At 70.9% G+C, this 22,816-nt stretch carries 22 protein-coding genes; 12 read left to right on the plus strand and 10 right to left on the minus strand.

From position 1 onward, the window contains the following. Window positions 1-50: 50 nt before the first annotated feature. From ACFP1K_RS13820 to ACFP1K_RS13835, 4 genes are all read left to right on the plus strand, one after another. Complete coding sequence (locus ACFP1K_RS13820; RefSeq protein WP_380751834.1) at window positions 51-1,532, plus strand: 3-hydroxyacyl-CoA dehydrogenase family protein; 1,482 nt, start codon at window positions 51-53, stop codon at window positions 1,530-1,532. Between the two features lie 37 nt (window positions 1,533-1,569). Then, entirely contained in the window at window positions 1,570-1,893 is a 324-nt protein-coding gene (locus tag ACFP1K_RS13825) for an ATP/GTP-binding protein (protein WP_380751837.1), read from the plus strand. A 10-nt stretch (window positions 1,894-1,903) separates the two neighbouring features. Next, the gene (locus ACFP1K_RS13830; protein ID WP_380751840.1) at window positions 1,904-2,608 is read left to right on the plus strand and encodes an alpha/beta hydrolase; all 705 of its coding nucleotides are present in this window, start codon (window positions 1,904-1,906) and stop codon (window positions 2,606-2,608) included. 73 nt (window positions 2,609-2,681) lie between these two features. Further along, window positions 2,682-3,440, plus strand: coding sequence for an SDR family NAD(P)-dependent oxidoreductase (locus ACFP1K_RS13835; RefSeq protein WP_380751843.1), 759 nt, complete (start codon window positions 2,682-2,684; stop codon window positions 3,438-3,440). A gap of 5 nt (window positions 3,441-3,445) precedes the next feature. Here the strand turns inward: ACFP1K_RS13835 and ACFP1K_RS13840 are convergent, their stop codons facing one another. From ACFP1K_RS13840 to mce, 3 genes are all read right to left on the minus strand, one after another. Next, window positions 3,446-4,603, minus strand: a complete 1,158-nt coding sequence (locus ACFP1K_RS13840) for an AI-2E family transporter (RefSeq protein WP_380751845.1) — start codon at window positions 4,601-4,603, stop codon at window positions 3,446-3,448. Window positions 4,604-4,731: 128 nt separating this feature from the next. Then, on the minus strand, window positions 4,732-6,039 hold the full coding sequence (locus tag ACFP1K_RS13845) for a DivIVA domain-containing protein (RefSeq protein ID WP_380751847.1): 1,308 nt from the start codon (window positions 6,037-6,039) through the stop codon (window positions 4,732-4,734). A 270-nt stretch (window positions 6,040-6,309) separates the two neighbouring features. Beyond that, a complete protein-coding gene (gene mce / locus ACFP1K_RS13850) occupies window positions 6,310-6,738 on the minus strand; it encodes a methylmalonyl-CoA epimerase (RefSeq protein ID WP_380751849.1) in 429 nt (142 codons plus the stop codon). Window positions 6,739-6,881: 143 nt separating this feature from the next. Between mce and ACFP1K_RS13855 the strand changes: the two genes are divergently transcribed. Then, the gene (locus tag ACFP1K_RS13855; RefSeq protein ID WP_380751851.1) at window positions 6,882-8,087 is read left to right on the plus strand and encodes an acetyl-CoA C-acetyltransferase; all 1,206 of its coding nucleotides are present in this window, start codon (window positions 6,882-6,884) and stop codon (window positions 8,085-8,087) included. A gap of 18 nt (window positions 8,088-8,105) precedes the next feature. Here ACFP1K_RS13855 and ACFP1K_RS13860 read toward each other — a convergent pair whose 3' ends face one another. Both ACFP1K_RS13860 and ACFP1K_RS13865 read right to left on the minus strand, forming a co-directional pair. Then, a complete protein-coding gene (locus tag ACFP1K_RS13860; RefSeq protein ID WP_380751853.1) occupies window positions 8,106-8,807 on the minus strand; it encodes a DUF4230 domain-containing protein in 702 nt (233 codons plus the stop codon). Between the two features lie 67 nt (window positions 8,808-8,874). Further along, entirely contained in the window at window positions 8,875-10,377 is a 1,503-nt protein-coding gene (locus tag ACFP1K_RS13865) for a hypothetical protein (protein WP_380751858.1), read from the minus strand. Window positions 10,378-10,730: 353 nt separating this feature from the next. Here ACFP1K_RS13865 and ACFP1K_RS13870 point away from each other — a divergent pair, with 353 nt between their 5' ends. After that, window positions 10,731-11,270, plus strand: coding sequence for a MarR family winged helix-turn-helix transcriptional regulator (locus ACFP1K_RS13870; protein ID WP_380752010.1), 540 nt, complete (start codon window positions 10,731-10,733; stop codon window positions 11,268-11,270). A gap of 141 nt (window positions 11,271-11,411) precedes the next feature. On the opposite strand, the gene ACFP1K_RS13875 is transcribed toward ACFP1K_RS13870, so the two are convergent. Next, window positions 11,412-13,133: a S8 family serine peptidase gene (locus tag ACFP1K_RS13875; RefSeq protein ID WP_380751861.1), complete on the minus strand. Its 1,722-nt coding sequence runs from the start codon at window positions 13,131-13,133 to the stop codon at window positions 11,412-11,414. A 171-nt stretch (window positions 13,134-13,304) separates the two neighbouring features. Between ACFP1K_RS13875 and ACFP1K_RS13880 the strand changes: the two genes are divergently transcribed. Next, window positions 13,305-14,267 carry a tetratricopeptide repeat protein gene (locus ACFP1K_RS13880; protein ID WP_380751864.1) on the plus strand — a complete coding sequence of 321 codons (963 nt, stop codon included), beginning with the start codon at window positions 13,305-13,307 and terminating at the stop codon, window positions 14,265-14,267. 168 nt (window positions 14,268-14,435) lie between these two features. Next, complete coding sequence (locus tag ACFP1K_RS13885) at window positions 14,436-15,845, plus strand: NAD-dependent malic enzyme (RefSeq protein ID WP_380751867.1); 1,410 nt, start codon at window positions 14,436-14,438, stop codon at window positions 15,843-15,845. A 327-nt stretch (window positions 15,846-16,172) separates the two neighbouring features. Here the strand turns inward: ACFP1K_RS13885 and ACFP1K_RS13890 are convergent, their stop codons facing one another. Continuing rightward, window positions 16,173-16,721 carry a hypothetical protein gene (locus ACFP1K_RS13890; protein ID WP_380751870.1) on the minus strand — a complete coding sequence of 183 codons (549 nt, stop codon included), beginning with the start codon at window positions 16,719-16,721 and terminating at the stop codon, window positions 16,173-16,175. After that, a complete protein-coding gene (locus ACFP1K_RS13895) occupies window positions 16,718-17,812 on the minus strand; it encodes a helix-turn-helix domain-containing protein (protein WP_380751873.1) in 1,095 nt (364 codons plus the stop codon). The genes ACFP1K_RS13890 and ACFP1K_RS13895 overlap by 4 nt, the downstream gene beginning before the upstream one ends. A 204-nt stretch (window positions 17,813-18,016) precedes the next feature. Here ACFP1K_RS13895 and ACFP1K_RS13900 point away from each other — a divergent pair, with 204 nt between their 5' ends. Further along, window positions 18,017-18,667, plus strand: coding sequence for a GNAT family N-acetyltransferase (locus ACFP1K_RS13900; protein WP_380751876.1), 651 nt, complete (start codon window positions 18,017-18,019; stop codon window positions 18,665-18,667). A gap of 16 nt (window positions 18,668-18,683) precedes the next feature. Here the strand turns inward: ACFP1K_RS13900 and ACFP1K_RS13905 are convergent, their stop codons facing one another. Next, window positions 18,684-19,376 (minus strand): hypothetical protein, encoded by a 693-nt coding sequence (locus ACFP1K_RS13905; RefSeq protein ID WP_380751879.1) that lies wholly within the window; start codon window positions 19,374-19,376, stop codon window positions 18,684-18,686. Between the two features lie 259 nt (window positions 19,377-19,635). On the opposite strand from ACFP1K_RS13905, the gene ACFP1K_RS13910 reads away from it, so the two are divergent. Continuing rightward, window positions 19,636-20,214, plus strand: coding sequence for a YqgE/AlgH family protein (locus ACFP1K_RS13910; protein WP_380751882.1), 579 nt, complete (start codon window positions 19,636-19,638; stop codon window positions 20,212-20,214). On the opposite strand, the gene ACFP1K_RS13915 is transcribed toward ACFP1K_RS13910, so the two are convergent. Then, complete coding sequence (locus ACFP1K_RS13915; RefSeq protein WP_380751885.1) at window positions 20,211-20,831, minus strand: TetR family transcriptional regulator; 621 nt, start codon at window positions 20,829-20,831, stop codon at window positions 20,211-20,213. The genes ACFP1K_RS13910 and ACFP1K_RS13915 overlap by 4 nt on opposite strands. 136 nt (window positions 20,832-20,967) lie before the next feature. Here ACFP1K_RS13915 and ACFP1K_RS13920 point away from each other — a divergent pair, with 136 nt between their 5' ends. Further along, window positions 20,968-22,536: an MFS transporter gene (locus ACFP1K_RS13920; protein WP_380751888.1), complete on the plus strand. Its 1,569-nt coding sequence runs from the start codon at window positions 20,968-20,970 to the stop codon at window positions 22,534-22,536. A gap of 27 nt (window positions 22,537-22,563) precedes the next feature. Next, on the plus strand, window positions 22,564-22,812 hold the full coding sequence (locus ACFP1K_RS13925; protein ID WP_380751891.1) for a DUF3039 domain-containing protein: 249 nt from the start codon (window positions 22,564-22,566) through the stop codon (window positions 22,810-22,812). Window positions 22,813-22,816: the final 4 nt, after the last annotated feature.

The following is a 22,816-nucleotide window of genomic DNA, read 5'->3' on the forward strand; positions in this document are numbered from 1 at the left end:
TGGTAACGGGGGGCCGCTCTGGAAGACTGGCCGACGTGGAGGTGGGACGCATGGGTACGGCGTACGAGACCGTGGGTGTGGTCGGGCTCGGCACGATGGGGGCGGGGATCGCCGAGGTGTTCGCCCGCGCGGGGCTCGCCGTGATCGGCGTGGAGGCGGACCCGGACGCGCTGGAGCGCGGCAGGTCGCACCTGAGCCGATCCACCGAGAAGGCCCTGCGCCGGGGCAAGCTCACCGAGGAGGAGCGCGCGGCGATACTCGGCCGGGTCACCTTCGCCGGGGACCTCGGCGCGCTGCGGGACGCCGACCTGGTGGTCGAGGCCATCCCGGAGATCATGGAGGCCAAGCGGGCGCTGTTCGCCGAGCTCGACCGGATCTGCGGGCCGGGAACCGTGCTCGCCACCAACACCTCCTCGTTGTCGGTCACCGCCCTCGCCGCCGCGACCACGCGCCCCGGCCGGGTCGTCGGCATGCACTTCTTCAACCCCGCGCCCGTCATGCGGCTCGTCGAGGTGGTGCGCACCGTGGTCACCGACCCCGGCGTGGCCGAGGGCGTCGCGGGTCTGGCGCGGCGGATCGGCAAGACCCCGGTGCGGGTGGGGGACCGCGCGGGATTCGTGGTCAACCGCCTGCTGCTCGGCTACCTGAACCGCGCCGTTGGCCTGCTGGAGCGGGGCGTGGCCTCCCAGCACGACATCGAGACCGCGATGCGGCTCGGCGCGGGCCTGCCGATGGGGCCGTTCGCGCTGCTCGACCTGATCGGCCTGGACACCGCGTACGAGATCTGCGAGGTGCTGTTCCAGGAGAACCGCGACCCGTCGTTCGCGCCGTCCCCGCTGCTGCGCGAGCTGGTCGCGGCCGGGGCTCTCGGGCGCAAGACCGGGCGCGGGTTCTCCGCCTACACCGACGAGCCGTCACGGCCGGCGCCGCACGCCGAGACGCCGGGCAGGCTGCGGGTCGCCTCGGTCTGCGTGCTCGGCGACGGCGCGGAGGAGTTCCGGCAGCGGCTGGCCGCCATCGGCTTCAAGTGCGACGACCCGGACGAGTCGGACGTGGTGATCGCGCTGGCCGACGGCGCGGTCGCCGGGCTCGGGGAGCGGGTGCCCCGGCCCGAGCACCTGGTGGGGCTCCACCTGGTGGGCGACCGGCTCGCCGAGGTGGTCCGCACGGTGCGCACCGCGCCCGAGGCGGCCGAGGCGGTGCGCGGCCTGATGCGGGTGCTCGGTCTCACCCCCGTGACCTGCGCCGACCGTTCCGGCCTGGTGGTGAGCGCGCTGCTGTACCCCTACCTCAACGACGCCGTGCGCCTGTACGACGGCGGCTACGCCACGATGGACGAGATCGACGACGCCATGCGCCTCGGCTGCGGCTACCCCGCCGGGCCGTTCGAGACCCTGGACACCCTCGGCCTCGCCACCGTCCGCGACGGCCTGCGCGCCCAGTACGACGAGTACCGCGAGCCCTTCCTGGCGCCCTCCCCGCTGCTGGACCGTCTCGTCACCGCCGGCGTCCCCGGTTTCCGTGCCCGGTGAGGGAAGAAACCCGCCCCGCCATCACGTTCGTGCCGACATGAGCCCACGCCGCGCCCGCCGCATGGACCCCATGATGGGCAAGGGCCGCCGCACCGAGCCGCCCCGCCCCGTGGAGGACGCCCTGCGCGGCAGCGAGCGCCTGGAGAGCTGGCCCGACGGCGACTGGAAGGTCCGCCAGGTCTCCGGTGCCGGCTCGGACAAGCTGTACCGCTGCCCCGGCTGCGATCACGAGATCCGTCCCGGCCTCCCCCACGTGGTGAGCTGGCCCGCCTGGAGCGGCGGCGAGGGTGAACGCCGCCACTGGCACACCGCCTGCTGGCGCAAACGCGTCGACCGTGGCCCCGGCCGCTCACGCTACTGAGGAGACACCTGTGGAGATCCGCTCGTCGACGGTCCTGCCCGCCGTGCGGCAGGACATCGAGCTGCACACCGCCGACGGGCTCACGCTGGTCGGCGAGCTGGCCCTGCCGCCCGAGGGGCCCCCGGCCGCCACCCTGGTGTGCCTGCACCCCCTGCCGACGGCCGAGGGCATGATGGACAGCCACGTCCTGCGCAAGGCCGCCAACCGCCTCCCCGCCCTGGCGGGCATCGCCGTCCTGCGCTTCAACACCCGGGGCACCGAATCCCCCCGGGGCCGCTCGGAGGGCACCTTCGGCGACGGCGAGTCCGAGCGCTTCGACGTGGCCTCCGCCCTGGAGTACACCGAGTTCCACGACCTCCCGAACCCCTGGCTCCTCGGCTGGTCCTTCGGCACCGAGCTGGCCCTCAAGTGGGGTCGCGACCCCTTGGTCCGCGGCGCCGTCCTGCTGTCCCCGCCCCTGCGCCGCGCCACCGACGCCGATCTCGACGCCTGGGCGGAGTTCGGCCGCCCCCTGGTGGCGCTGATCCCCGAGTTCGACGACTACCTCCGCCCCGACGAGGCCCGCCGCCGCTTCGCCCGCGTCCCGCAGGCCGAGGTGATCGCCGTGGACAACGCCAAGCACCTCTGGGTGGGCGAGCCCTACGTCCGCATCGTCCTCAACGAGATCGTCACGCGCCTCAACCCCGCCGCGCACCCGCTTCCGACCGAGGCCTGACGTTCCGGTAGAGGGTGTGCCATGGTCGCCGATGCCCTAGAATTTCGTTCGGTTTTCGAGCGAGGAGGATGCCGTGCGGGCATTTGATCTTTCTGGGCGCAACGCGTTCGTCACCGGCGCTTCGCGGGGCATCGGGCGGGCCATCGCGCTCGCCTACGCCGAGGCGGGCGCCGACGTCGTCCTCGTCTCCCGGTCGGCGGACAAGCTGGCGGAGGTCGCCAAGGAGGTCGAGGCCGTGGGGCGCCGCGCGCACGTCATCGCCTGCGACCTCACCGACCGGGAGGCGTCCGCAGCCGCCGTCCACGAGGGCATCGCGGCGTTCGGGCACCTGGACATCGTGGTGAACAACGCGGGCGGGTCCAACTTCCTCGTGCCCTTCAAGGACCTGCGCCTGTCCGGCTGGGACAAGCTGATCCGCCTCAACCTGGACTCGGTGATGTCGGTCTGCCACGCCGTGGCCCCCCACCTGCTGGAGCGCGGCTCCGGCTCGGTGGTCAACGTCGCCTCCATCGCGGCCCTCGGCGCGCCGTTCCTGGCCCCCTACGCCGCCGCTAAGGCCGGGGTCGTCGCCCTCACCAAGACGCTGGCCGTGGAATGGGCCACCTCCGGCGTACGGGTCAACGCCCTGTGCCCCGGCTGGACCGCCACCGACCTCAACCGCGACCTGTGGCAGGACGAGAACGCCTCACGGGCCACCGTCGGCGGCGTCCCCATGGCGCGCTGGGGCACCCCCGAGGAGATGGCGGGCCCGGCCGTCTTCCTGGCGAGCCAGGCCTCGGCGTACATCACCGGGCAGGCCCTCTACGTGGACGGCGGCCTCACCGCCGTCTGAGCCGCTCAGACCTGGGCCTGGCGGGGCAGCACCACCTCGCGGACGATCAGCGCCACGGCGGCGGCCACCGGGATGGCCAGCAGGGCACCCACGGCACCGAGGAGCGCGCCGCCGAACAGGGCGGCGATCACCGAGACGGCGGGCGCCACGTCCACCGAGCGGCGCATCACCCTGGGATAGATGACGTAGTTCTCCACCTGCTGGTAGACGGTGAAGAAGATGATGCAGGCGATGGCCAGGGTGCCGGACTGGAGCGCGCCCACGGCGGTCACCAGGACGGCGCCCACGGTGGCGCCGACCAGGGGGATCAGGTCGGTGACGGCGACGACCAGGGCCAGGGCCAGGGCGTACTTGGCGCCCGCGATGGTGAGGAAGAGCCAGGACAGGCCGCCCGCGATCACCGAGATCAGCACGTTGCCGGCCACGTACCCGCCGATGCCCGTCAGGATCTCGTCGCCGATGGCCCGGGTGCGGACGCGGCGGCTGGAGGGCACCAGCTTCAGCATGTACTCCTTGATCGCGGACAGCGAGCCGAGGAAGTACAGCGTGAGCACCAGCAGCGTGAGGCCGGAGAAGAACGCGTCCAGCACCACGGCCCCCGCGCCCAGGATGCCCCCGGCCACCGTCGTGCCGAGGTCCCCGCTGGTGACGTACGCCTGCAGCTTGGCCAGGATCTGGTAGTCGGCGTCCAGCTGCTTGATCGTCGGGTTGGCCAGCAGCTCCTGCACGTACCCGGGCACGGCCTGGATGAAGTCGCTGGTCTCCTGGCTGACCGGCGGCACGATCGCCAGCCCGAACAGCCCGAACAGCATGATCACCCCGACGAACACGATCGAGATGGCCCCCCGGCGCGGCACCCGGTACCGCTGGAGCACCTCGACGATGGGATTCAGGCCCACCGCCAGGAACATGGCCACCACGATCAGCACGATCACGTTGCGCGCGCTCACCAGCGCCTGCGCCAGCCCCCACGCCGTCAGCACCCCGAGCGCGGCCGTCAGGCCCCACAGGAACGGCCCCCGGACGAGAGGCTTGCCCGGAACCCCGTACGGCGCAAGATCGCCGTTCTCGGGGCGGTCCATCTCGATCACCGCCGTCGCCGTGGAGTCCGGCGTGCCGGCGTCCTTGGGGGTGGGCGTCGTGTCCGGCCTGGAATCGGGCACTGGCGCTCCTCAGGCGTGTGGAACCGGGGGGAGGTGGGGGAGTGGCACAACAGAGGAGAGCCTAGCGACCATGAAGGTCGCCAGGCTCTCCGGTAGCCGTCCCTATCGCCCGTCGTGTGGTGAGGAGCCTATTCCTGCCACCACTCTGAGTCGTCCTCGGCCGGTGCGGCGGACCGCTGCGGAGCGGGGGCCGCGGCCGGAGCCGGGACGGGCTTGTCGTTCGCGACGGGGGTCGCCGCCAGAGCGGGCTTCGGCGCGGGCGCCGCCACCGCGGGGGCGTCGTCCATGCCCGGCAGGGCCGCGCCGCCGAGCAGCTGGCGCAGCTGGGCGAGGTGGCTGGTGATGCTGTCGCGCTGACGGGTCAGCTCGTCGACCTGGCGCTGGGCGAGCGTGCGGTTGCGCTCGGCGTCGGCCTTGGCGTCCGAGACGATGGACTCGGCGCTGGACTTGGCCTCGGCGACGAACTGGTCGGCGTTCTTGCGGGCGTTGGCCAGCAGCTGCTTGGCGTGGGTGTCGGCCTCGCGGCGGGTCTGGTCGGCCTGCTGCGTGGCCTTGGTGGCCCGCTGCTCGGCGGTGGCGGCGCGCTGCTCGGCCTCGGCGACCAGCTTCTGCGTGGCGGCCTGGGCGGTGGCGTGGCGCTCCGACTCCTGGCGCTCGGCCTCCTCGCGGCGGGCGGCGAGCTGGATCTCGAACTCGGCCTCGTCTTGGGCGCGCTTCGCCTCGGACTCCTCCAGCACCCGCTGCGCCTGGGCCCGCATCTCGTCGGCCTGGCGCTTGGCGGTGGTGAGCACCTCGTCGCGCTCGCGCTTGGTGGACGCGCGCAGCTGGGCGACCTCACGCTCGGTGGTGGTGCGCAGCTTGGCGATCTCGCGCTCGGCGTCGGCCCGCTTCTCGGCGACCTCGTGGTCGGCGGTGGCGCGGAGCTTGGAGACCTCGCGCTCGGTGGTGGAGGTCAGCTCGTCGGCCTCGCGGCGGGCGGTGCCGCGGATGTCCTCGGCGTCGCGCTCGGCGGTGGTGCGCATCTCGTCGGCCTCGCGGGTGGCCAGCGCGCGCTTCTCGGCGGCCTCGTTCTCGGCGGCGGCCCTCAGGTCCGCGGCATCGATCTTCGCAGCGGCCTTGATCTCGTTCGCCTCGGCCCTCGCGGCCTGGACGAGCTCGGTTGCCTGCTCCTCCGCCAGCCGGAGCAACTGCTCGATGCGGGCGCCAAGACCGGAGTAGGTCGGGCGTTCCTGCTCCTGGAGCTGGCGCTGGGAGTCGGAAAGCTCTCGCTGCATCGCGGCGACCTGCTCGCGGGACTGACGCAGGTCGGTGTCGAGCTGCTTCAGATGGTCGTGAACCTGGTGCCGGTCGTAGCCACGGAGAACCACGTCGAATTCCCGCGTGGGGGCGTCTTCAAAGAAATTGTTGAGCTGGGCGTCGATGTCGGAGGACTGCATGAGGCTCGATCCTGGGTTGTCGAGACGGCTACACGGGCCGGACGAGGGGCGGACATCCGAGGCGAGGTCCCGCCACTGCCCCACGCGCTACCAGCACAGAACCGTCACGGAGCTCGGGTGCGCTCGTCGAGGTCCTGCGCTGGGCTCGCCGGTCCATGGCGGGTTCCACGTCCGGTGGTAGGTCAGCGTACTCCGGTGTTGCCGAATTGGAGGTCCCGACCGACTTTCTGCGCGACTTGTTACGAATAGGCCATTGTTGAGTTTCGGGTGCTAGGACTGGGGCCGGGGGGACTCCACCAGCTCTGTCAACACTCCTCCCACATCTTTCGGATGAAGAAACGCGATTGACGTGCCCATTGCCCCGTGACGGGGCTCCTTGTCGATCACCCGGATCCCGATGGCCTCCATCTCCTTGATGGCCTTCGCCAGGTCCGGCACACCGTACGCGATGTGGTGGATGCCCTCGCCGCGCCGGTCCAGGAACCGGCCGACGGGCGTGTCGGGATGGAGTGGTTGGACGAGCTGGATGTACGACCCGCCGCCCTCGCCGTCGGCGATGTGCAGCATGGCCTCATTCACGCCCTGTTCCTCATTGATTTCGCGGCTGACCACCGTGACGTCGAAGACCTTCTCGTAGAAAGCGATCTTCTCGTCGAGATCGTGGCAGGCGATGCCCACGTGGTCGATTCTCAGCAGCATTGCGTCTTCCTCCTCCGCCCCGCGCCTGCTTGGCGGGGCGCTCCCGCGGGGGGCGCTCCCGCGGCGACCTCCCCCGAGGTCGTCGTACGGTCTCCTCTAGGTATGGTGACAAAGTCGCCTACGACCCCATCATGGAGGCCCCGGTGTCCAGTTCTCCCGCCGCCCGGCGATCGGTCATCGTCGCTGGGGCCCGCACCCCTATCGGACGCCTTCTCGGCGCCCTGGCAGGGGTTTCCGCCGTCGAGCTCGGCGGCCTGGCGATCAAGGCGGCACTCGGGCGCTCCGGAGTCGCACCCGAGCAGGTGCAGTACGTGATCATGGGCCAGGTCCTCCAGGCGGGGGCCGGGCAGATCCCCTCCCGCCAGGCCGCGGTCAAGGCAGGCATACCCATGAGCGTGCCCTCCCTGACGATCAACAAGGTCTGCCTGTCCGGCCTGGACGCCATCGCCCTGGCCGACCAGCTGATCAGGGCCGGGGAGTTCGACATCGTGGTGGCGGGCGGCATGGAGTCCATGACCAACGCCCCCCACCTGCTGCCCGGCCTGCGCAAGGGCGTGAAGTACGGCGCGGCCGAGATCCAGGACGCGATGGCGCTGGACGGCCTCACGGACGTCTTCGACCAGGTCTCGATGGGGGAGTCCACCGAGCGCCACAACACCCGCCTCGGGCTCGGCAGGGCCGAGCAGGACGCCTTCTCGGCCCGCTCCCACCAGCTGGCCGCCGCGGCGGCCAAGGACGGCCGCTTCGACGACGAGATCGTGCCGGTGGCCCTGCCGCAGCGCAAGGGCGACCCGCTGGTCTTCGCCGCCGACGAGGGCGTGCGCGGCGACACCACCGCCGAGACGCTGGCCGGCCTGCGGCCCGCGTTCGCCAAGGACGGCACGATCACCGCCGGGTCGGCCTCCCAGATCTCCGACGGCGCGTGCGCCGTCGTGGTGATGTCCAGGGACAAGGCCGAGGAGCTCGGCCTGCCGTGGCTGGCCGAGATCGGCGCGCACGGCAACGTCGCGGGGCCGGACAACTCCCTGCAGTCCCAGCCGGCCAACGCCATCGCCCAGGCTCTCGGCAAGCAGGGCCTCACCGTGGACGACCTCGCCCTGATCGAGATCAACGAGGCCTTCGCGGCGGTCGTGCTGCAGTCCGCCAAGGAGCTCGGCGTGCCGCACGACAAGGTCAACGTGAACGGCGGCGGCATCGCCCTCGGCCACCCCATCGGGGCCTCGGGCGCGCGGATCGTGCTGACCCTGGCGCACGAGCTGCGGCGCCGCGGCGGCGGTACCGGCGCGGCAGGGCTCTGCGGCGGGGGCGGTCAGGGCGACGCCCTCATCATCACCGTCCCCGCGCCCTGATCGTCCCGGCACGCGTCATCAGGGCTCGTCGGCGAACTTGATCGTCACCTTGGTGAAGCCCAGCGACTTGAGCATGCCCTCCAGCATCAGCTTGGTGTTCTTGTCGGCGCGGGCGCGCAGGTCGCTCTGCTGGGCGGCCTCGGCGATCTTCTGCTCCGCCAGGACGTACAGCTCCTGCTGGTCCGCTGGGTTGTCCGAGAGCATGTCGTTGAACCGGTCGAACAGGCCTCGTTCCCTCGCGTATACGTGGGATTTCTGGTGGTCCAGGTTGGGACGTTCCAGCTGGGCGCGCGGCAGCCGCACCGTCACCTCGGTGCGGTCCGGCGAGATGGTGATGGCGTCGTCCTTCAGCCCGCTGAAGTCGACGTACGCGTCCACGCTCCCCACCCCGACGAACAGGGTGCGCGAGCCCTTCAGCGCGTCGGGCAGGAACGGCGCGTCCTTCTCCAGGTCGACGATGACCTGGAAGTTGCCCGCGGCGGCCTGGTAGCGGCTCATGTCCTGGATCGACTGCAGCAGCACGGGCGGGCTGCGGTCGACGTTGCGCGTGCCGAAGGGGTCGAAGTAGGTCCAGGCCAGCCAGGCGCCTCCGGCGAGCAGGACGACGACGGCCAGGATGCCGACGAGGAAACGCCGGCCACGGCCGGAGCGACGTTGCTCGTGCGCTCCGGCTTCGGTGGACGGGTAGGGCGTCCGGGGGGGCGGCGACTCGCGATTCACGGCAGTGGTTCTTCCCGAGAAGAACCCGTTCTCACCTTCCGTGGCGTTACCTGATCCCACGTGCACGTCAGGGGTGGTACGCCGGAGTGCGCGCCGCCGAGGAGACGGGCAGCGCGGGGTACGGCGAACCGGGCACCGGGACCTGCGGCGGGTAGCGGATCACGCCGCCGGACGGCCACGCCGGGTGATCCCCCCGCACGCGCACCGGGTGGTAACGGGCCCCGCCGCCGAAGTGCGGCCCGTGCAGCCGGCAGGTCGCGAAGTCGGTGTAGAACATGCGCAGCCAGTCCCGCCGCTGGCTCTCGGCCAGCGTGGAGAACCACCCCGCCGCGGCCTGGTGGCCCGCCAGCGGCCCCGCGGGCAGCGGGCGCCCGCGCAGCCAGGCCGTCACGATGGCCCGGTACCCCTCGGCCGCCGTCCCCGCGCACGGCCTCGCCAGCGTCCCGACGAACTCCGACGCGGCCCGGTCGGCGTACCCCGGGGCGAGGTCGTCCACGTGGATGGTCACCACGCCGGGCCCGAGGTCGTCGGCGTCGTCGCGCGAGCGCTGCTCGACCCGGGAGAACGCGGCGGGCGTGCCGGTGAGCCGGGCGGCGATCGTGGTGAACTCGGCGCCGAGCTCGGTCAGGCCGCCGCGCATCCCGGGATGCACGCACACCGTGATCGGCCACTCCTGGCAGCTGTAGACCATGGGCTCGTCGGCGGCCACCGCCTGCGGCCGGATCAGCATGCGGGCCATGCCCGCCCCGGCCACCAGCACCGCGAGCACCGCCAGCGCGAACGCCAGGGCGCGCCGGGTCACGACGGCCGTCCAGACGAGCAGCAGGGCGCCGGTGGCGCCGAGCAGCCAGAGCGTCTGGTCGGCGAACGCGACCGGGCTCAGCCCCGTGAACGGGTCGTACGGCTCGGCGACGCCCGGCGCGAGCCTGGCGGCGAAGGACGAGCCCCCCGACGGCGAGGTGAGCAGCGCGTAGGTGCCCGCCCCCGCGGCGAGCGGCGTCACCGGCCAGGGCAGCGCCCAGCCCGCGATCCACCCGATCACGGTGTACAGCGCCAGCCCCGCGGCGCCCACCGCGAGTCCCGTGGGCGCCAGATGCCCCGCCTGCTCGGTCAGGACGGCCTTCATGGCGAGCACGCTCACCGTCGCACCGAAGGCCCCCACCACGACCGCGAGGATCGCCAGCGGCGCTCTCAGCACCCGCCAGCCGGGCCCGCCCGAGCGCGCCCCTCCCGGGGCGCCGGCGCGCGGACGTCCGGTCAGGCCCCGCGCGCGCCAGGGCGCGCCGCGTCCACGCCACGGCGCGGCACGCGCGTGCCAGGACCCGCCCCCGGGTGCGCGGCGCGGCGAGGCGCGACGGGCGCGCACCGCGACCCACGCGCCGAAGGCGGCGGCGACCGGGCCGGTCAGACGTAGCGACCCGATGACGGCGACGACGATGTTCTCCCATGCGGAGACACCAGGAATCAGGACGCTCCACGCGGCGAGCAGGCCCAGCGCGAGCAGCGTTCCTACCGCCACCAGCGCGCTGTGCTTCAGCTCCTCCCGTGAAACGCCCCTATGCTCAAGCACGGCCCCGCGTGGACCGGATGACCGGCCACGCCGCCCGCGCGGTGTTCGTGTAGTTCACTTGCAAGGACCCCCCGTGCCTGGATGAGCGGCGCGCCACTCGGATGCCGGCCCCTTGGCATCCCCTCGCCCGGCCGCCTCGCCCCGCCGGTCCGTCCACGGGATCACGTAGTCGTGCCTCGCGTCGGACGGCAGGGCTTTCCCCGTGCTTTGGGTCGGGCTTTGCCGCGCCTCACCTCTTGACGTGCCAACCATAACGGAGCGTGATGTTTGGCGTCCCGCTTCTTGGGTACCAAATGGAATTCCGGTCACCCTGTGTCAGTGGTCGCGGCAGGCGCTAGCGTAAGCGTGTGTCAATCGGTGTACCTAAGCCGCTCAACCTGCCCTTCGACCCAATCGAGCGCGCCGCCGACACGTGGCGCGTGCACTTCGGGCCGTCATCCGCCATGGCAGCCGTCACCTCGATCATGAGAGCGCACCAGATCCTGCTCGGGCAACTGGACACGCTGCTCCGCCCGCACGACTTGACCTTCGCGCGCTACGAGGCGCTCGTGCTGCTCACCTTCAGCCGTACCGGTTCGCTGGCGTTGTCACGGATCGGCGAACGGCTGATGGTGCACCCGACCAGCGTCACCAACACCGTCGACCGCCTGGAACGTGCCGGGCTGGTGCGCCGGGTGCGCAACCCCGACGACGGGCGCGGCATCCTCGCCCAGATCACCGAGAAGGGGCGCGAGGTCGTCAAGCGCGCCACCGACGACCTCATGGCCGCCGACTTCTGCCTGGGCATGTACGGCGAGCCGGACCTGGTGCACATGTTCGACCTGCTGCGCACCATCAGGGTCGCGGCGGGTGACTTCCCGGCCCCCGACGAGACCGCGCGCTCCGACGCGTAGGGCGCGTTCCGGGCCCGCCGCACCGGGACGCCGCACGGGGACGCCGCCGTGCCGAGACGGCAGAAGGGGCCCGCCCTGGGAGGACGGGCCCCTTCCGGGGTGCTCCGGTCACCGGCCGTGTGCCGGTGACCGGTCAGTGCTTCAGTGGCCGACGGCGCGCAGGGCGTCGACGATGCCCTTGCCGTAGAAGCCGTTGGACCAGGTGCTTCCCTCGCAGACGTGCGTCGCCGTCACGGTGGTCCCGTTGGGCAGGATGCGGGTGTAGGTGTAGGCGGGCGGGGTGGGGCAGGCGGTCTTGGTGGCCGTGGCCTTCAGGACCCCCTCGACCAGGTCCGGGGACATGGTCTTGCCGCCGTTGCGCCAGTCACGGGTGCCGTACTTGCTGACGATGAGCGCCGCGACGCCGGCCGCGCGGGGCGAGGCCATGGACGTGCCCTGAAGGTACTGGTAGTACGCGCAGGTGGAGCCCTTGCAGTCCTTCACCACGTAGTCCACCGTCGGGTTCCCGGCCGCGTCGATCTCGCCGTTGGCGATGGCGAGCGACTTGGGATAGGCCGACAGCGTGGCCTTGGTGACGTCCCGCGTGTTGGTCGGCGTGTCGTACGTGTCGCCGCCGGGGGAGGCGACGTCGACGTAGCCGTTGCCGAAGCTGGAGTAGTACGACTTGCGCTTGCTGATGCCGATGGCGGACACCGAGATCACGTGCTCACCCTCGCCGGGCAGGGACAGGCAGCTCGGCGGGATGGTGCGCGTGTAGGGCGCCTCGCCGGGCTGGCCGGCGAAGTCCGGGCTGGTGTTGTCGGTGTAGTTCTTGGTGTAGTCACCGGCCTGGTTGCCCGCGGCGCCGACCAGGGTGACGCCCTTGCGGTGCGCGTAGTTCAGGGCGCGCTGGGTCGCGTTGATGATCGTGGCCTGCTCGGCCCGGTCCTCGGGCGAGTCGGCCGGGTTGTCGGTGCAGTTGAACAGCCATGGGTCGATGTAGTAGCTCATGTTGACCACGTCGACACCGGCGTCACCGGCGTAGGTCAGGGCGTCCACGCTCGGCTGCAGGAAGAAGTAACCCGAGTCCTGGCCGGCGCGGATGTTGATGACGGTGACGTTGGGGGCGACACCGGCGACACCGAGCTTGTTGATCGGGGAGGCGATCGAGGACGCCACGTGCGTGCCGTGACCGTTCTCGTCCACGTCCGGCGCGTCGCTGCAGGAGTGGTCGGCCTCTTCCTCACAGGGGCCGTCGACCGGGTCGCCGTTGGCGTCCACGGGGACGTCGGTCGTGAAGTTGCGGCTCAGGGCGCGGTTGAAGTTGGGGGCGATGTCGGGGTGCGAACCGTCGACGCCGGTGTCGATGACACCGACCACCACCTGCTTGTCGCCCTTCTCGTACTTGTGGGCCTCGTTCGCGTGGATCTGCTTCAGGTCCCACTGAAGGTCCGAGAGCGGTTCGGCCTTGTCGTTGCGGCCGTGGTTGAGCGGGCCGCCGTGGCCCCGGCCTTCCTTCTCCACTGCCTTGGCCAGCTCGGCCGCGCGGGCGGCGTCACTCGCCCTCGCGCTCTTGGGGACGCTGCCGATGCTGCGGTCGTGCGCGACGCCATCGACGGCGCCGCTGGCCCTGACCGCATCAGCGAAGCCCGGGTTCTGCGTTGACACCGTGGCCAGTCCGACCGCGGTGTTCACTTTGAGGACGCTGCCGCCCGCCGCCTCGATCGCCTTCTGGGCGTCGGCGGCAACGGCACCTTCCTTGTACAGGACGACGTACTGGGTCGTGGTCGCCGGCGCGGCCTTTGTTGGTCCAGCTTGCGCCGGGTTGGCCGCCACTGCCGCGATCAGTGCGGTAGCCGCAGCTACGACGATGACGCGTCTCAACACCCACCTCCAAGTGAGCTGAACTTCTGCGGAGTTCATATTTCGGGATAACCCCGGTTCGTGACAGTCCCGTGAGGATTTGCGATAAAGGTGTGACATAGCGGCGGGCGAATCGGGCTCAGGCGCCCCCGGGCGACGCTGAGCACCCGGTGGATGCGGCAGGATTGGGGTATGAGCCCAGCGGACTTCACTCGACCGGCATCGCTGCAAGGGGCCGTGGACCTCGGCGCGCGCAAGCAGGCCCTGGAGGCGCAGGCCCGCCGCGAGGCGGCGGCGGCCCAGGCGCCGGCGCAGGGCGCCACACCCCCCGCCGCGGGGGGGACGGTCATCGACGTCACCGACGCCACCTTCGCCACCGAGGTGATCGAGCGCTCCATGCGGGTGCCGGTGATCCTCGACCTCTGGGCGACCTGGTGCGAACCATGCAAGCAGCTCAGCCCCATCCTGGAGAAGCTCGCCGCCGAGGCCGCCGGACGCTGGGTCCTCGCCAAGGTCGACGTGGACGCGAGCCCGCAGATCAGCGGCGCGCTCCAGGTGCAGAGCATCCCCACCGTCCTCGCAGTGTTCCAGGGACAGGCCGTCACCGGCTTCCAGGGCGCGCTGCCCGAGGCACAGGTGCGGCAATGGCTCGACCAACTCATGACCGCGCTGGCGCAGTACCTCCAGCCGGGCGGCGAGCAGCCCCCCGGCGAAGCCGATGCCGAGGCGCCCCAGCCCCAGGTCGACCCCGACCTCCTCGCCGCCGAGAAGGCCGTCGACGAGGGCGACCTCGACGCCGCCGCGGCGGCGTACGAGCGGCTGCTCGCCCGCTCGCCCGCCGACCAGGACGCCAAGATCGGCCTGGCCGGTGTCGGCCTCATCCGCCGTACCCAGGACCTCGACCCCCGCGGGGTGATCGACCGGGCCGCCGCCGACCCCAAGGACGTGGAGGCGCAGGCCCAGGCCGCGGACGTCGAGATGCTGAGCGGCATGCCGGAGGCCGCGTTCGCCCGGCTCATCGGCCTGATCCGCCGCAGCTCCGGCGACGACCGCGACCGCACCCGCCGTCACCTGCTCGGCCTCTTCGACGCCCTGCCCCCCGGCGACCCGGTCGTCGCCAAGGCCCGCCGGGATCTCGCCAACGCCCTCTTCTGACCGCTGGGGGTCCACCCCGGAGTTCACGGGGGCCGTCCACAGGGACGGCGTGAGCGCTAGGCCTGGTCTGGCACGATGGATATCCCCCGAATGTGCAGGCTGGCCGGATGCGCGATCACGGGCACCCGAGCGAGCGCGACCACACACACCGCAAAGGAGCGGATTGACGTGGCGACCGTGCCGAGCGTGTCCTACTCGATCACCGTCCGTCTCGAGGTCCCGGCGGGGGGCAAGGCCGTCAGCCAGCTCACCCACGCCGTGGAGAACGCCGGGGGAGTGGTGACCGCCCTCGACGTCACCACCGCCGGGCACGAGACCCTGCGCATCGACGTCACCTGCGCCGCCAAGGACACCGAGCACGCGCAGGCCATCGTCGACAGCCTGGGCCAGGTGGGCGGGGTCGTCCTGCACAAGGTCAGCGACCGCACGTTCCTCATGCACCTCGGCGGCAAGATCGAGATGCAGTCCAAGGTGCCGCTGCGCACCCGTGACGAGCTGTCGATGGCGTACACCCCCGGCGTCGCCCGGGTGTCCCTGGCCATCGCCCGCAACCCCGAGGACGCCCGGCGCCTCACCATCAAGCGCAACACCGTGGCCGTCGTCACCGACGGCTCGGCGGTGCTCGGCCTCGGCAACATCGGCCCCGCCGCCGCGCTACCGGTCATGGAGGGCAAGGCCGCCCTGTTCAAGCGCTTCGCGGGCATCGACGCCTGGCCCATCTGCCTGGACACCCAGGACGTCGACACCATCGTCGAGGTCGTCCGCTGCATCGCCCCCGGCTTCGGCGGCATCAATCTCGAGGACATCTCCGCGCCGCGCTGCTTCGAGATCGAGCGCCGCCTGCGCGACATGCTGGACATCCCGGTCTTCCACGACGACCAGCACGGCACCGCGATCTGCGTCCTCGCCGCCCTCACCAACGCCCTGCGCGTCGTCGGCAAGTCCCTGCCCGACGTCCGCATCGCCATGGCAGGCGCCGGCGCCGCCGGCACCGCCGTCCTGCGCCTGCTCCTCGCCGCCGGTGCCCGCCACGTCGTCGTCTGCGACTACCTCGGCGCCGTCCACAAGGGCCGCGACGACCTCGACGACTCCCTGCGCTGGATCGCCGAGAACACCAACGCCGAGGGCTACGGCGGCGACCTGCGCGGCGCCGTCAAGGGCGCCGACGTCTTCATCGGCGTCTCCGCCCCCGGCATCCTCACCGGCGACGACATCGCCACCATGGCCGACTCCGCCGTGGTCTTCGCCCTCGCCAACCCCGACCCCGAGGTCTCCCCCGACGACGCCAGAGAACACGCCGCCGTAGTCGCCACCGGCCGCTCCGACTACCCCAACCAGATCAACAACGTCCTGGCCTTCCCCGGCGTCTTCCGCGGCCTCCTGGACTCCCAGTCCCGCACCGTGACCGAGTCCATGCTCCTGGCCGCCGCCACCGCCCTGGCCGGCGTCGTCTCCCCCGAAGAACTGGGCCCCAACTACATAATCCCCAGCGTCTTCCACCCCGACGTCTCCACCACAGTCGCCTCCGCCGTAAGCAAAAGCGCCGGCGGCCGAGTCCGAGGCCTAACCGAAGCCTGACCCCCCCAGCCCCACCCACCCACGGCGGGCCCATTTCTCGCTGCCCACAAATAAGCCCCACCCGCAGAAAAACCCTGCTACTCACCCTTAACCGATTTTGTGCGCAAGGTGAAGCAAAAGAGCGCTCGGACTGCCCTCATTGGGGCTCCCGCCCCAAACCCCAAGGCAGGGGCTCCGCCCCCGCACCCCCTACCTGGGACAGTTGATGGTGATGACGGCGATGCCGCCCTCCACCTCGACGTCACCCTCATCCCGTGCTCTGCGCCGTCTTCCGAGCAACCTCCCTGGTCGAGGTCTCCGCAGGAGGAGAGCTGGGGGGAGAAGAGCCTAGAGAAGCCCTCGCTCTCCCGCCCACCGCGAGAGCTCGGTACCGGTGCACGGCAGGCGCATCCCAGACGCTCGCAGAGCATCGACATGCCCGCAGATTTCCACCAGCGTCAGCTTTCTGAGCGCGTACAGCCGGGTCAGCAACCATACGGTGCCGTGAATCTCCAGGCCGTGACGCCGTCCGACTCTGGTCGCGTCACGGTCGTCGGTGAGCACGACGAGTCGATGGGTTTCCGCGGCCGCGAACACACTGGCTTCGCCGAGGTCGTGTTCTCCGGCGCCGAGCAAGGTGACCCACTTGTCGAAGGCAAGCAGGTCTTCGTCGGTGTCCTGCGGCAGGACCCGTAGCCATTCGAGTTTGGCCGGTGACGTCAGCGACGGATACCGATCGACATGCCTGGTGACCTCTTCCACCACGATGTAGGTGGTGGACATCTCCATCACGCAGGCGCCGAGTACATCGAGACGATCGGCTTTCGCGAAGTGAAGGATCACCATGGCGTCCGCTACGAGCGGTGGCAACGGGTCGTCCGGCCTCGCCGTCGTCATGGGGCGTCGTCCTCGTCGCCGCTTGGAGGCAGGTCGGTTTCGTTGTTTAACTGCCCGTGCATGAGTTCCACGGCTCGACGGCTGGTGATGTGGTGGTCCCGGTAGGCCAGCATCACGGCGTGCGCGAAGCCTGGGGGGACGCGGATGGAGTCGAGGTCCGGCTGGGGGGTCCAACCCAGCGCGTCCCTGAATTCGGCGTATGTCGGAGGGCAGGCACGTAGCTTCGTTTCCTCGGCTTTGCCTATCGCTTCGGCCGTGGTCGCCTGCCGGAGGGCGAGACTCCAGGATGTCCGGTGTTCGGCCGCCAGGCGGATGAGCGTGGATCTGCAGGGTCCGCGCTCCACCCATGCCCGGCTGATGGCGGCGACCGGGAGGAGGAGTTCCGCGGCGAAGACGTTCACCACCGCTTCGCGGTCCTCACGGGAGGCGCTTACTCCCAGGTCGCTCGAGTACTCATCGCCGAGTATGAGGTGGCCGAGTTCGTGGGCCGCGGTCGCGCGACGACGGCCGGGGTCGCCACTGACGCTGATCACGGCTGCCGCCACGTCACCGTCCACGGCTGAGGCGCCGTCCCCCGGAAGGTCTGTCAGCAGCAGGTACTGCCCGCTCTGCTCGCAGAGGTCGACGAGCGACTCGATTGGCCGGCTCCCCAGGCCGAGCTCATCTCTCAGCCACCGCGCGGCGGCCACCGCGGCCGCACGCCCGTCGACCCTGTCCGGGTATCGCTTGATCGGGTTCGGCCGGAGCGTCCCCAGGGAGACGAGGAGCCGGATGTCACGAATCCACGAGGCCAGCGCGGCGTCGATGCGATACGAGGCCTGCGCGGCGTCTGTGGTGGTGTCCTCGGCCAAGGGCGCGCGGTGGGACATCACCGCTGGCGGCGCACTGATGAAGTGCGCGATCGGAAGATCGAGTGCGCTTGCCACCCGCACGAGTTCCAGCGCGTCCAGACGCCTGCCACCGGCCTCGATCTTGCTGACCATGGTCCGATCGAGACCGATCCTCTCGGCCAGCTGTTCCTGGGAAAGCCGCATGGCCAGCCGTGATTCGCGAACCCGTTCCCCGATCGCGACCCAGTCAAGCGAACTCATGGTGCGATAATCGCACAGCGAGTGATCCGCCGACCACCTCGCGAGGCAATGCTCCGGACATCATTGCTTCCAAGCCGCCGAAGCGGGACGCCGCTCTCGTGACGGGCTTCGGCTGTCGTCTTATCGCGGTGTCGCGGGGCCGACTATTGTGACCGCTCGGTTTGTGGCGGAGTGGCGTTTCGCGGCTTGGGAGGAATGAGGGCGATGGGGTTCGAATTTGAGGGGCCGTTGCTGGATGGGGTGCTGGTGCGGCTGGAGCCGTTGGGGCGGCGGCATGTGGACGAACTGGTGGTGGCGGTGGAGGAGGGGCGCGAGGCGTATGGGTTTACGTGGGTGCCTCGGGCTTCGGAGGTGGAGGGGTATGTCGACGGGCGGCTCGCTCGGGCGGCGGCTGGGGAACTGGCTCCGTACGCGCAGGTGGAGAAGGGGTCGGGGCGGGTGGTGGGGGTCACTGCTTACTGTGATCCTCGGTTGTGGCCGGGGCGGGGGGAGTTGTGCGCGGTCGAGGTGGGGTCGACGTGGCTCGCGGCGTCGGCGCAGGGGACCGGGGTGAACCTGGAGGCCAAGTTCCTGCTGTTCCGGCATGTGTTCGAGAGCTGGGGGGTGGCTCGGGTCGATCTCCAGACGGACGCGCGGAACGAGCGGTCGCGGGGCGCGATCGAGAGTGTGGGGGCGCGGCTCGAAGGTGTGCTGCGGAACTGGTCCCGGTCGCGGGCGCCGGGTGAGGACGGGCGGCTTCGGGACTCCGCGGTCTACTCGATCATCGCGGACGAGTGGCCGGACTGCCGGGCGATGCTGGAGAAGCGGCTGGCCCGGGTGCTGGAGCGCCGGGGGGCGGGTGCCGGCCGGACCTGACATTTCTGGGTTTTCGTCATGTGGGGCGGCGGCGGGTGCAGGGGCGGAGGGTCATGTGGGGGTGGAGGCCTCGGGGGGTGGGGTGGGGCCAGAGGAGGGCTAGCCAGAGGAGTAGGGAGCCGGAGATGGTCAGGCCTAGGGCGGTGGCCACCTTGGCGTAGAAGTCGGTGGGGGGGCCGGTGTGGGGGAGGCTGCCGCGGATCAGGGGGTTGTAGCGGTAGCCGTGGCGGATCAGGGGGTTGTGGTGGTGGCCGCGGGTGGAGGTGGCGGAGTCGCGGGAGTCGTCCGAGCTGCTTTCCTCGTGGCGGTAGGAGGAGGCCTGGTATTCGGCGTAGGAGTCCTCGCGGGAGTCGCAGGTGGAGCGGAGGCGGTAGGTGGTGGTGCCCTGGCCCTCGATGGTGACGCCGACGCGGTCGGTGTCCTGGGGGTCGACGTGGACGGGGATGGTGCGTTCGACGCCGGGCCACAGGAGGCCGTTGCGGATGAGCTTGCCGTCCTGGTGGACGGAGTACTCGGCGGCGTCGCGGTCGCGGGGGGCGTTCATGACGACCTCGGCGCGGCCGGCGGGGCAGTCGACCCGGGTGACGGAGACGCCGATGCGGTGGTCGCGGGGGTCGTCGGAGCCGGCGGCGTGCGAGGCGCGGGCGGCCGGGAAACCGGCGGCGGCGGCGCCGATCGCCACGATCGTCACAAGGAGGACGGGGCTCATGCCACACCTCCGGGCGCCGCGGTCGTCACAGGGGCGGCGGGGCTCATGCCCGGTCTCCGGGAGCCGTGAACGGCACGAGTAGGACAGGGCTCATGCGGGGCCTCCTCTGGTGTGACGGCGCGGTGCGCGCAAGGTTCCCTCCGATCTTCGTCACTCTACGTGCCCAGTTACCTGCCGGGCGTAACGTGGCGTGAGGCGAAAGCCTTAATGTGGCTGGGGGTGGGCGCGCGTTCCGGGCATCACACGTCATGATGGATGCATGGCGGAGGCGATCTACGTCGGCAGGCTGCTGGTGGCGACGCCACTGCTGGACGACCCCAACTTCCGGCGTGGTGTCGTGCTGATACTGGAACACGACGACGACGGCGGCACCCTCGGCGTCATGCTCAACCGGCCCAGCGAGGTCACCGTCACCCAGGTTCTGCCCTCTTGGGACGCACTCGTCAGCGGCCCGCCCGTCCTGTTCGAAGGAGGGCCGGTCCAGACCGACAGCGCGCTGGCGCTGGCCGCGGTGCCGAGCGGGCAGGAGCCGCTCGGCTGGCGGCGTCTGCACGCGGGCACCTCGGCGGTGTCCAAGCTCGGCACGGTCGACCTGGACGCGCCGCCGGAGATCCTGGCCGGCGAGATCACCCAGATGCGTATCTTCGCCGGGTACGCGGGCTGGACGGCGGGTCAGCTGGAGGCCGAGATCCGGGACGGCTCGTGGTACGTCGTGGAGGCCGAGCCGGGCGACACCTTCGACTCCAGCCCGGCCAACCTGTGGCGCTCGGTGCTGCGCCGCCAGCCCGGGGAACTGGCCTTCGTGGCCACCTGCCCGGACGACCCCAAGCTCAACTAGACCAGGAGACGGCCCGCGCCGGGGGTCAGTACCGCCTCGGCGAGGTCGAGGCTGCGTTCCACGTCGGCCGCGAGGGCCCGCGGGCCCTGTCCCTCGACCGCGCACGCGAACCCCACCCGCACGGCCGAGGTGACGAACGCCACCAGCAGCCGCGGACGCAGGTCGCCGGGGTCGGCGCCGAGGCGGCGGGCGATCTCCTCGCTCAGCTTCTCCTCCACTTCGGACATCCGCGCGAAGCTCGCCGCCAGCAGCCCGGGGTTGGCGTCGATGACCCGCCGGTGCTTGACGAAGCGCTCGAAGTCCTCCGCGGAGTCGCTCTTGCCCTCCATGGCCCGCGTGAACTCCCGGTACGCGCCGACCAGCGCGGCCAGCGGCGCCTCGTCGTCGGGGCGGGCCGCCAGCGCGGCCGTGATGCGTTCGTCGTACTCCGCGGTGAAGTCGAGCGCGAGGTCTTCCTTGCTGCCGAAGTAGCGGAAGAAGGTGCGGGGCGAGACCTCTACGGCGGCGGCGATCTGGTCGACGGTGGTGGCCTCGAAGCCCTGGATGAGGAACAGGTCGAAGGCGGTGTCGATCAGCGCCTGCCGGGTCTGGTGCTTCTTGCGCTCGCGTAGACCCATGGCGGACACCTCCTGGACATCTTCGCGACATATTATGCCACAAGTCACCATGTGTCGGATAAAAGTGTTTGTCATATGTCACGGACTGCCATAAATTACCGTCTGCTGACAGAGATAGATACAGGGGGACCTCTCCATGGCACAAGCGCTGGCCGCGCGCCCCGACGCGCCCGTCAGACGTGGCCACGGCCATCCGTGGCTCACACTCCTCGCCGTCGCACTCGGTGTGATCATGGTGATGCTCGACGGCACCGTCGTCGCCATCGCCAACCCGGTCATCGGCCAGGATCTCGGAGCCTCGCTCTCCGACCTCCAGTGGGTCACCAGCGGCTACCTGCTGTCCCTCGCGGTCTTCCTGATCACCGCGGGCAAGCTGGGCGACCTGTTCGGCCACAAGCGGGTCTTCGTCGTCGGCATCGCTGGCTTCGCGCTGACCTCGCTCGCCATCGGCCTCACCTCGTCCATCGGCGTGCTCATCGGCCTGCGCGTCCTGCAGGGCCTGTTCGGCGCGCTGCTCCAGCCCGCCGCCCTGGCGCTGCTGCGCGCCGCGTTCCCCGCCGAGCGACTGAACATGGCCATCGGCATCTGGGGCGCCGCGATCGGCGTGTCCAGCGCCGCGGGCCCCATCGTCGGCGGCCTGCTCGTGGAGAACGTCAGCTGGCAGTCGGTCTTCTTCATCAACGTCCCGGTCGGCGTCGTGGCGCTCCTGGTCGGTCTGTGGGTCATCAGGGAGAGCAGGGCCGAGTCCCTGTCCAAGATCGACATCCCGGGTGTCGTCCTGCTGTCGGTGGCGATGTTCTGCCTGGTCTGGGCGATCATCAAGGCCCCCGAGTACGGCTGGGGCGACGGCCGCACGATCGCGTTCGCCGCGGCTGCGGTGATCTTCGGTGCCGCCTTCGTGTTCTGGCAGGGCAGGGCCGCCGAGCCGCTGCTGCCTCTCGGCCTGTTCCGCAACGCCTCGGTCTCCATCGGAACGGTTCTCATGGTGCTGATGGCCTTCTCGATGTTCGGCGCGATGTTCTTCCTGACCTTCTACTTCCAGGGCGTGCACGGCCTGTCCCCGCTGGAGTCGGGCATGCGCATGCTGCCCATGAGCGCCGGCATGATCGTCGCCTCCCCACTGGCGGGCGTCGCGCTGACCAGGTTCGGGCCGAGGATCCCGATCGCGGTCGGCATGCTGATCACCGCGACCTCGATGCTCCTGCTGTCCCGCCTGGGACTGGAGGCCGGGTACATCGACACCGCGATCCCGTTCGCGCTGCTCGCCTTCGGCCTCTCCCCGGTCATGGTCGGCGCCACCGAGGTCATCGTGGGCAACTCCCCGGTGGAGCTCAGCGGCGTCGCGGGCGGCATGCAGCAGTCCGCCATGCAGGTCGGCGGCTCGCTCGGCACCGCGGTGCTCGGCGCGCTGATCACCGCCAAGGTCGCGGACGTGCTGCCCGGCCACCTGGCGTCCGGGAACATCCCGAGCACCCCCGCCCAGATCGACGCGCTGAAGGGCCCGGTGTCCCTCGGCATCGCCCCGGTCCCGCCGGGCACGCCGCAGCCGGTCGCGGACGCGCTCACCTCGGCCGCGCACCTGTCCTTCCTGGACGGCATGCACTTCGGCTTCACCGTGGCCGTCGTGGTCGCGGTCGTGGCCGCGGGGCTGGCCTTGTTCGTCAGGGCGGGCCGCAAGACCGACATGCCCGTGCACGCGGGCTGAGGCCGGACGCACGTAGACTCGTTTCCCGTGAGCACGAAGATCCTTCCCGAGAGCGAAGTCCGCCCGAACCTCTCGCACGGCGACGAGGGGGATCACGAGCGGTTCTCGCATTACGCGGACAAGAACGAGATCACCGAGAGCATGGTCACCGGCACCCCGATCCGCGCCCTGTGCGGCAAGATCTGGGTGCCGAGCCGTGATCCGAAGCGCTACCCGGTCTGCCCGGAGTGCAAGGACATCTACGAAGGGCTCCCCAAGGGCGAGTCCGGCGACTGAGTGT

Origin of the sequence: Sphaerisporangium aureirubrum, assembly GCF_042658925.1 — a bacterium.
Lineage (GTDB): Bacteria > Actinomycetota > Actinomycetes > Streptosporangiales > Streptosporangiaceae > Sphaerisporangium > Sphaerisporangium aureirubrum.

Coding starts and splice junctions, on each gene's coding strand:
- ACFP1K_RS13910 (WP_380751882.1), top strand. CDS start 19,636: ATGGCGGAGGCGATCTACGTCGGCAGGCTGCTGGTGGCGACGCCACTG.
- ACFP1K_RS13820 (WP_380751834.1), top strand. CDS start 51: ATGGGTACGGCGTACGAGACCGTGGGTGTGGTCGGGCTCGGCACGATG.
- ACFP1K_RS13845 (WP_380751847.1), bottom strand. CDS start 6,039: ATGCAGTCCTCCGACATCGACGCCCAGCTCAACAATTTCTTTGAAGAC.
- ACFP1K_RS13905 (WP_380751879.1), bottom strand. CDS start 19,376: ATGAGCCCCGTCCTCCTTGTGACGATCGTGGCGATCGGCGCCGCCGCC.
- ACFP1K_RS13895 (WP_380751873.1), bottom strand. CDS start 17,812: ATGAGTTCGCTTGACTGGGTCGCGATCGGGGAACGGGTTCGCGAATCA.
- ACFP1K_RS13915 (WP_380751885.1), bottom strand. CDS start 20,831: ATGGGTCTACGCGAGCGCAAGAAGCACCAGACCCGGCAGGCGCTGATC.
- ACFP1K_RS13880 (WP_380751864.1), top strand. CDS start 13,305: ATGAGCCCAGCGGACTTCACTCGACCGGCATCGCTGCAAGGGGCCGTG.
- ACFP1K_RS13900 (WP_380751876.1), top strand. CDS start 18,017: ATGGGGTTCGAATTTGAGGGGCCGTTGCTGGATGGGGTGCTGGTGCGG.
- ACFP1K_RS13825 (WP_380751837.1), top strand. CDS start 1,570: ATGAGCCCACGCCGCGCCCGCCGCATGGACCCCATGATGGGCAAGGGC.
- ACFP1K_RS13920 (WP_380751888.1), top strand. CDS start 20,968: ATGGCACAAGCGCTGGCCGCGCGCCCCGACGCGCCCGTCAGACGTGGC.
- mce (WP_380751849.1), bottom strand. CDS start 6,738: ATGCTGCTGAGAATCGACCACGTGGGCATCGCCTGCCACGATCTCGAC.
- ACFP1K_RS13890 (WP_380751870.1), bottom strand. CDS start 16,721: ATGACGACGGCGAGGCCGGACGACCCGTTGCCACCGCTCGTAGCGGAC.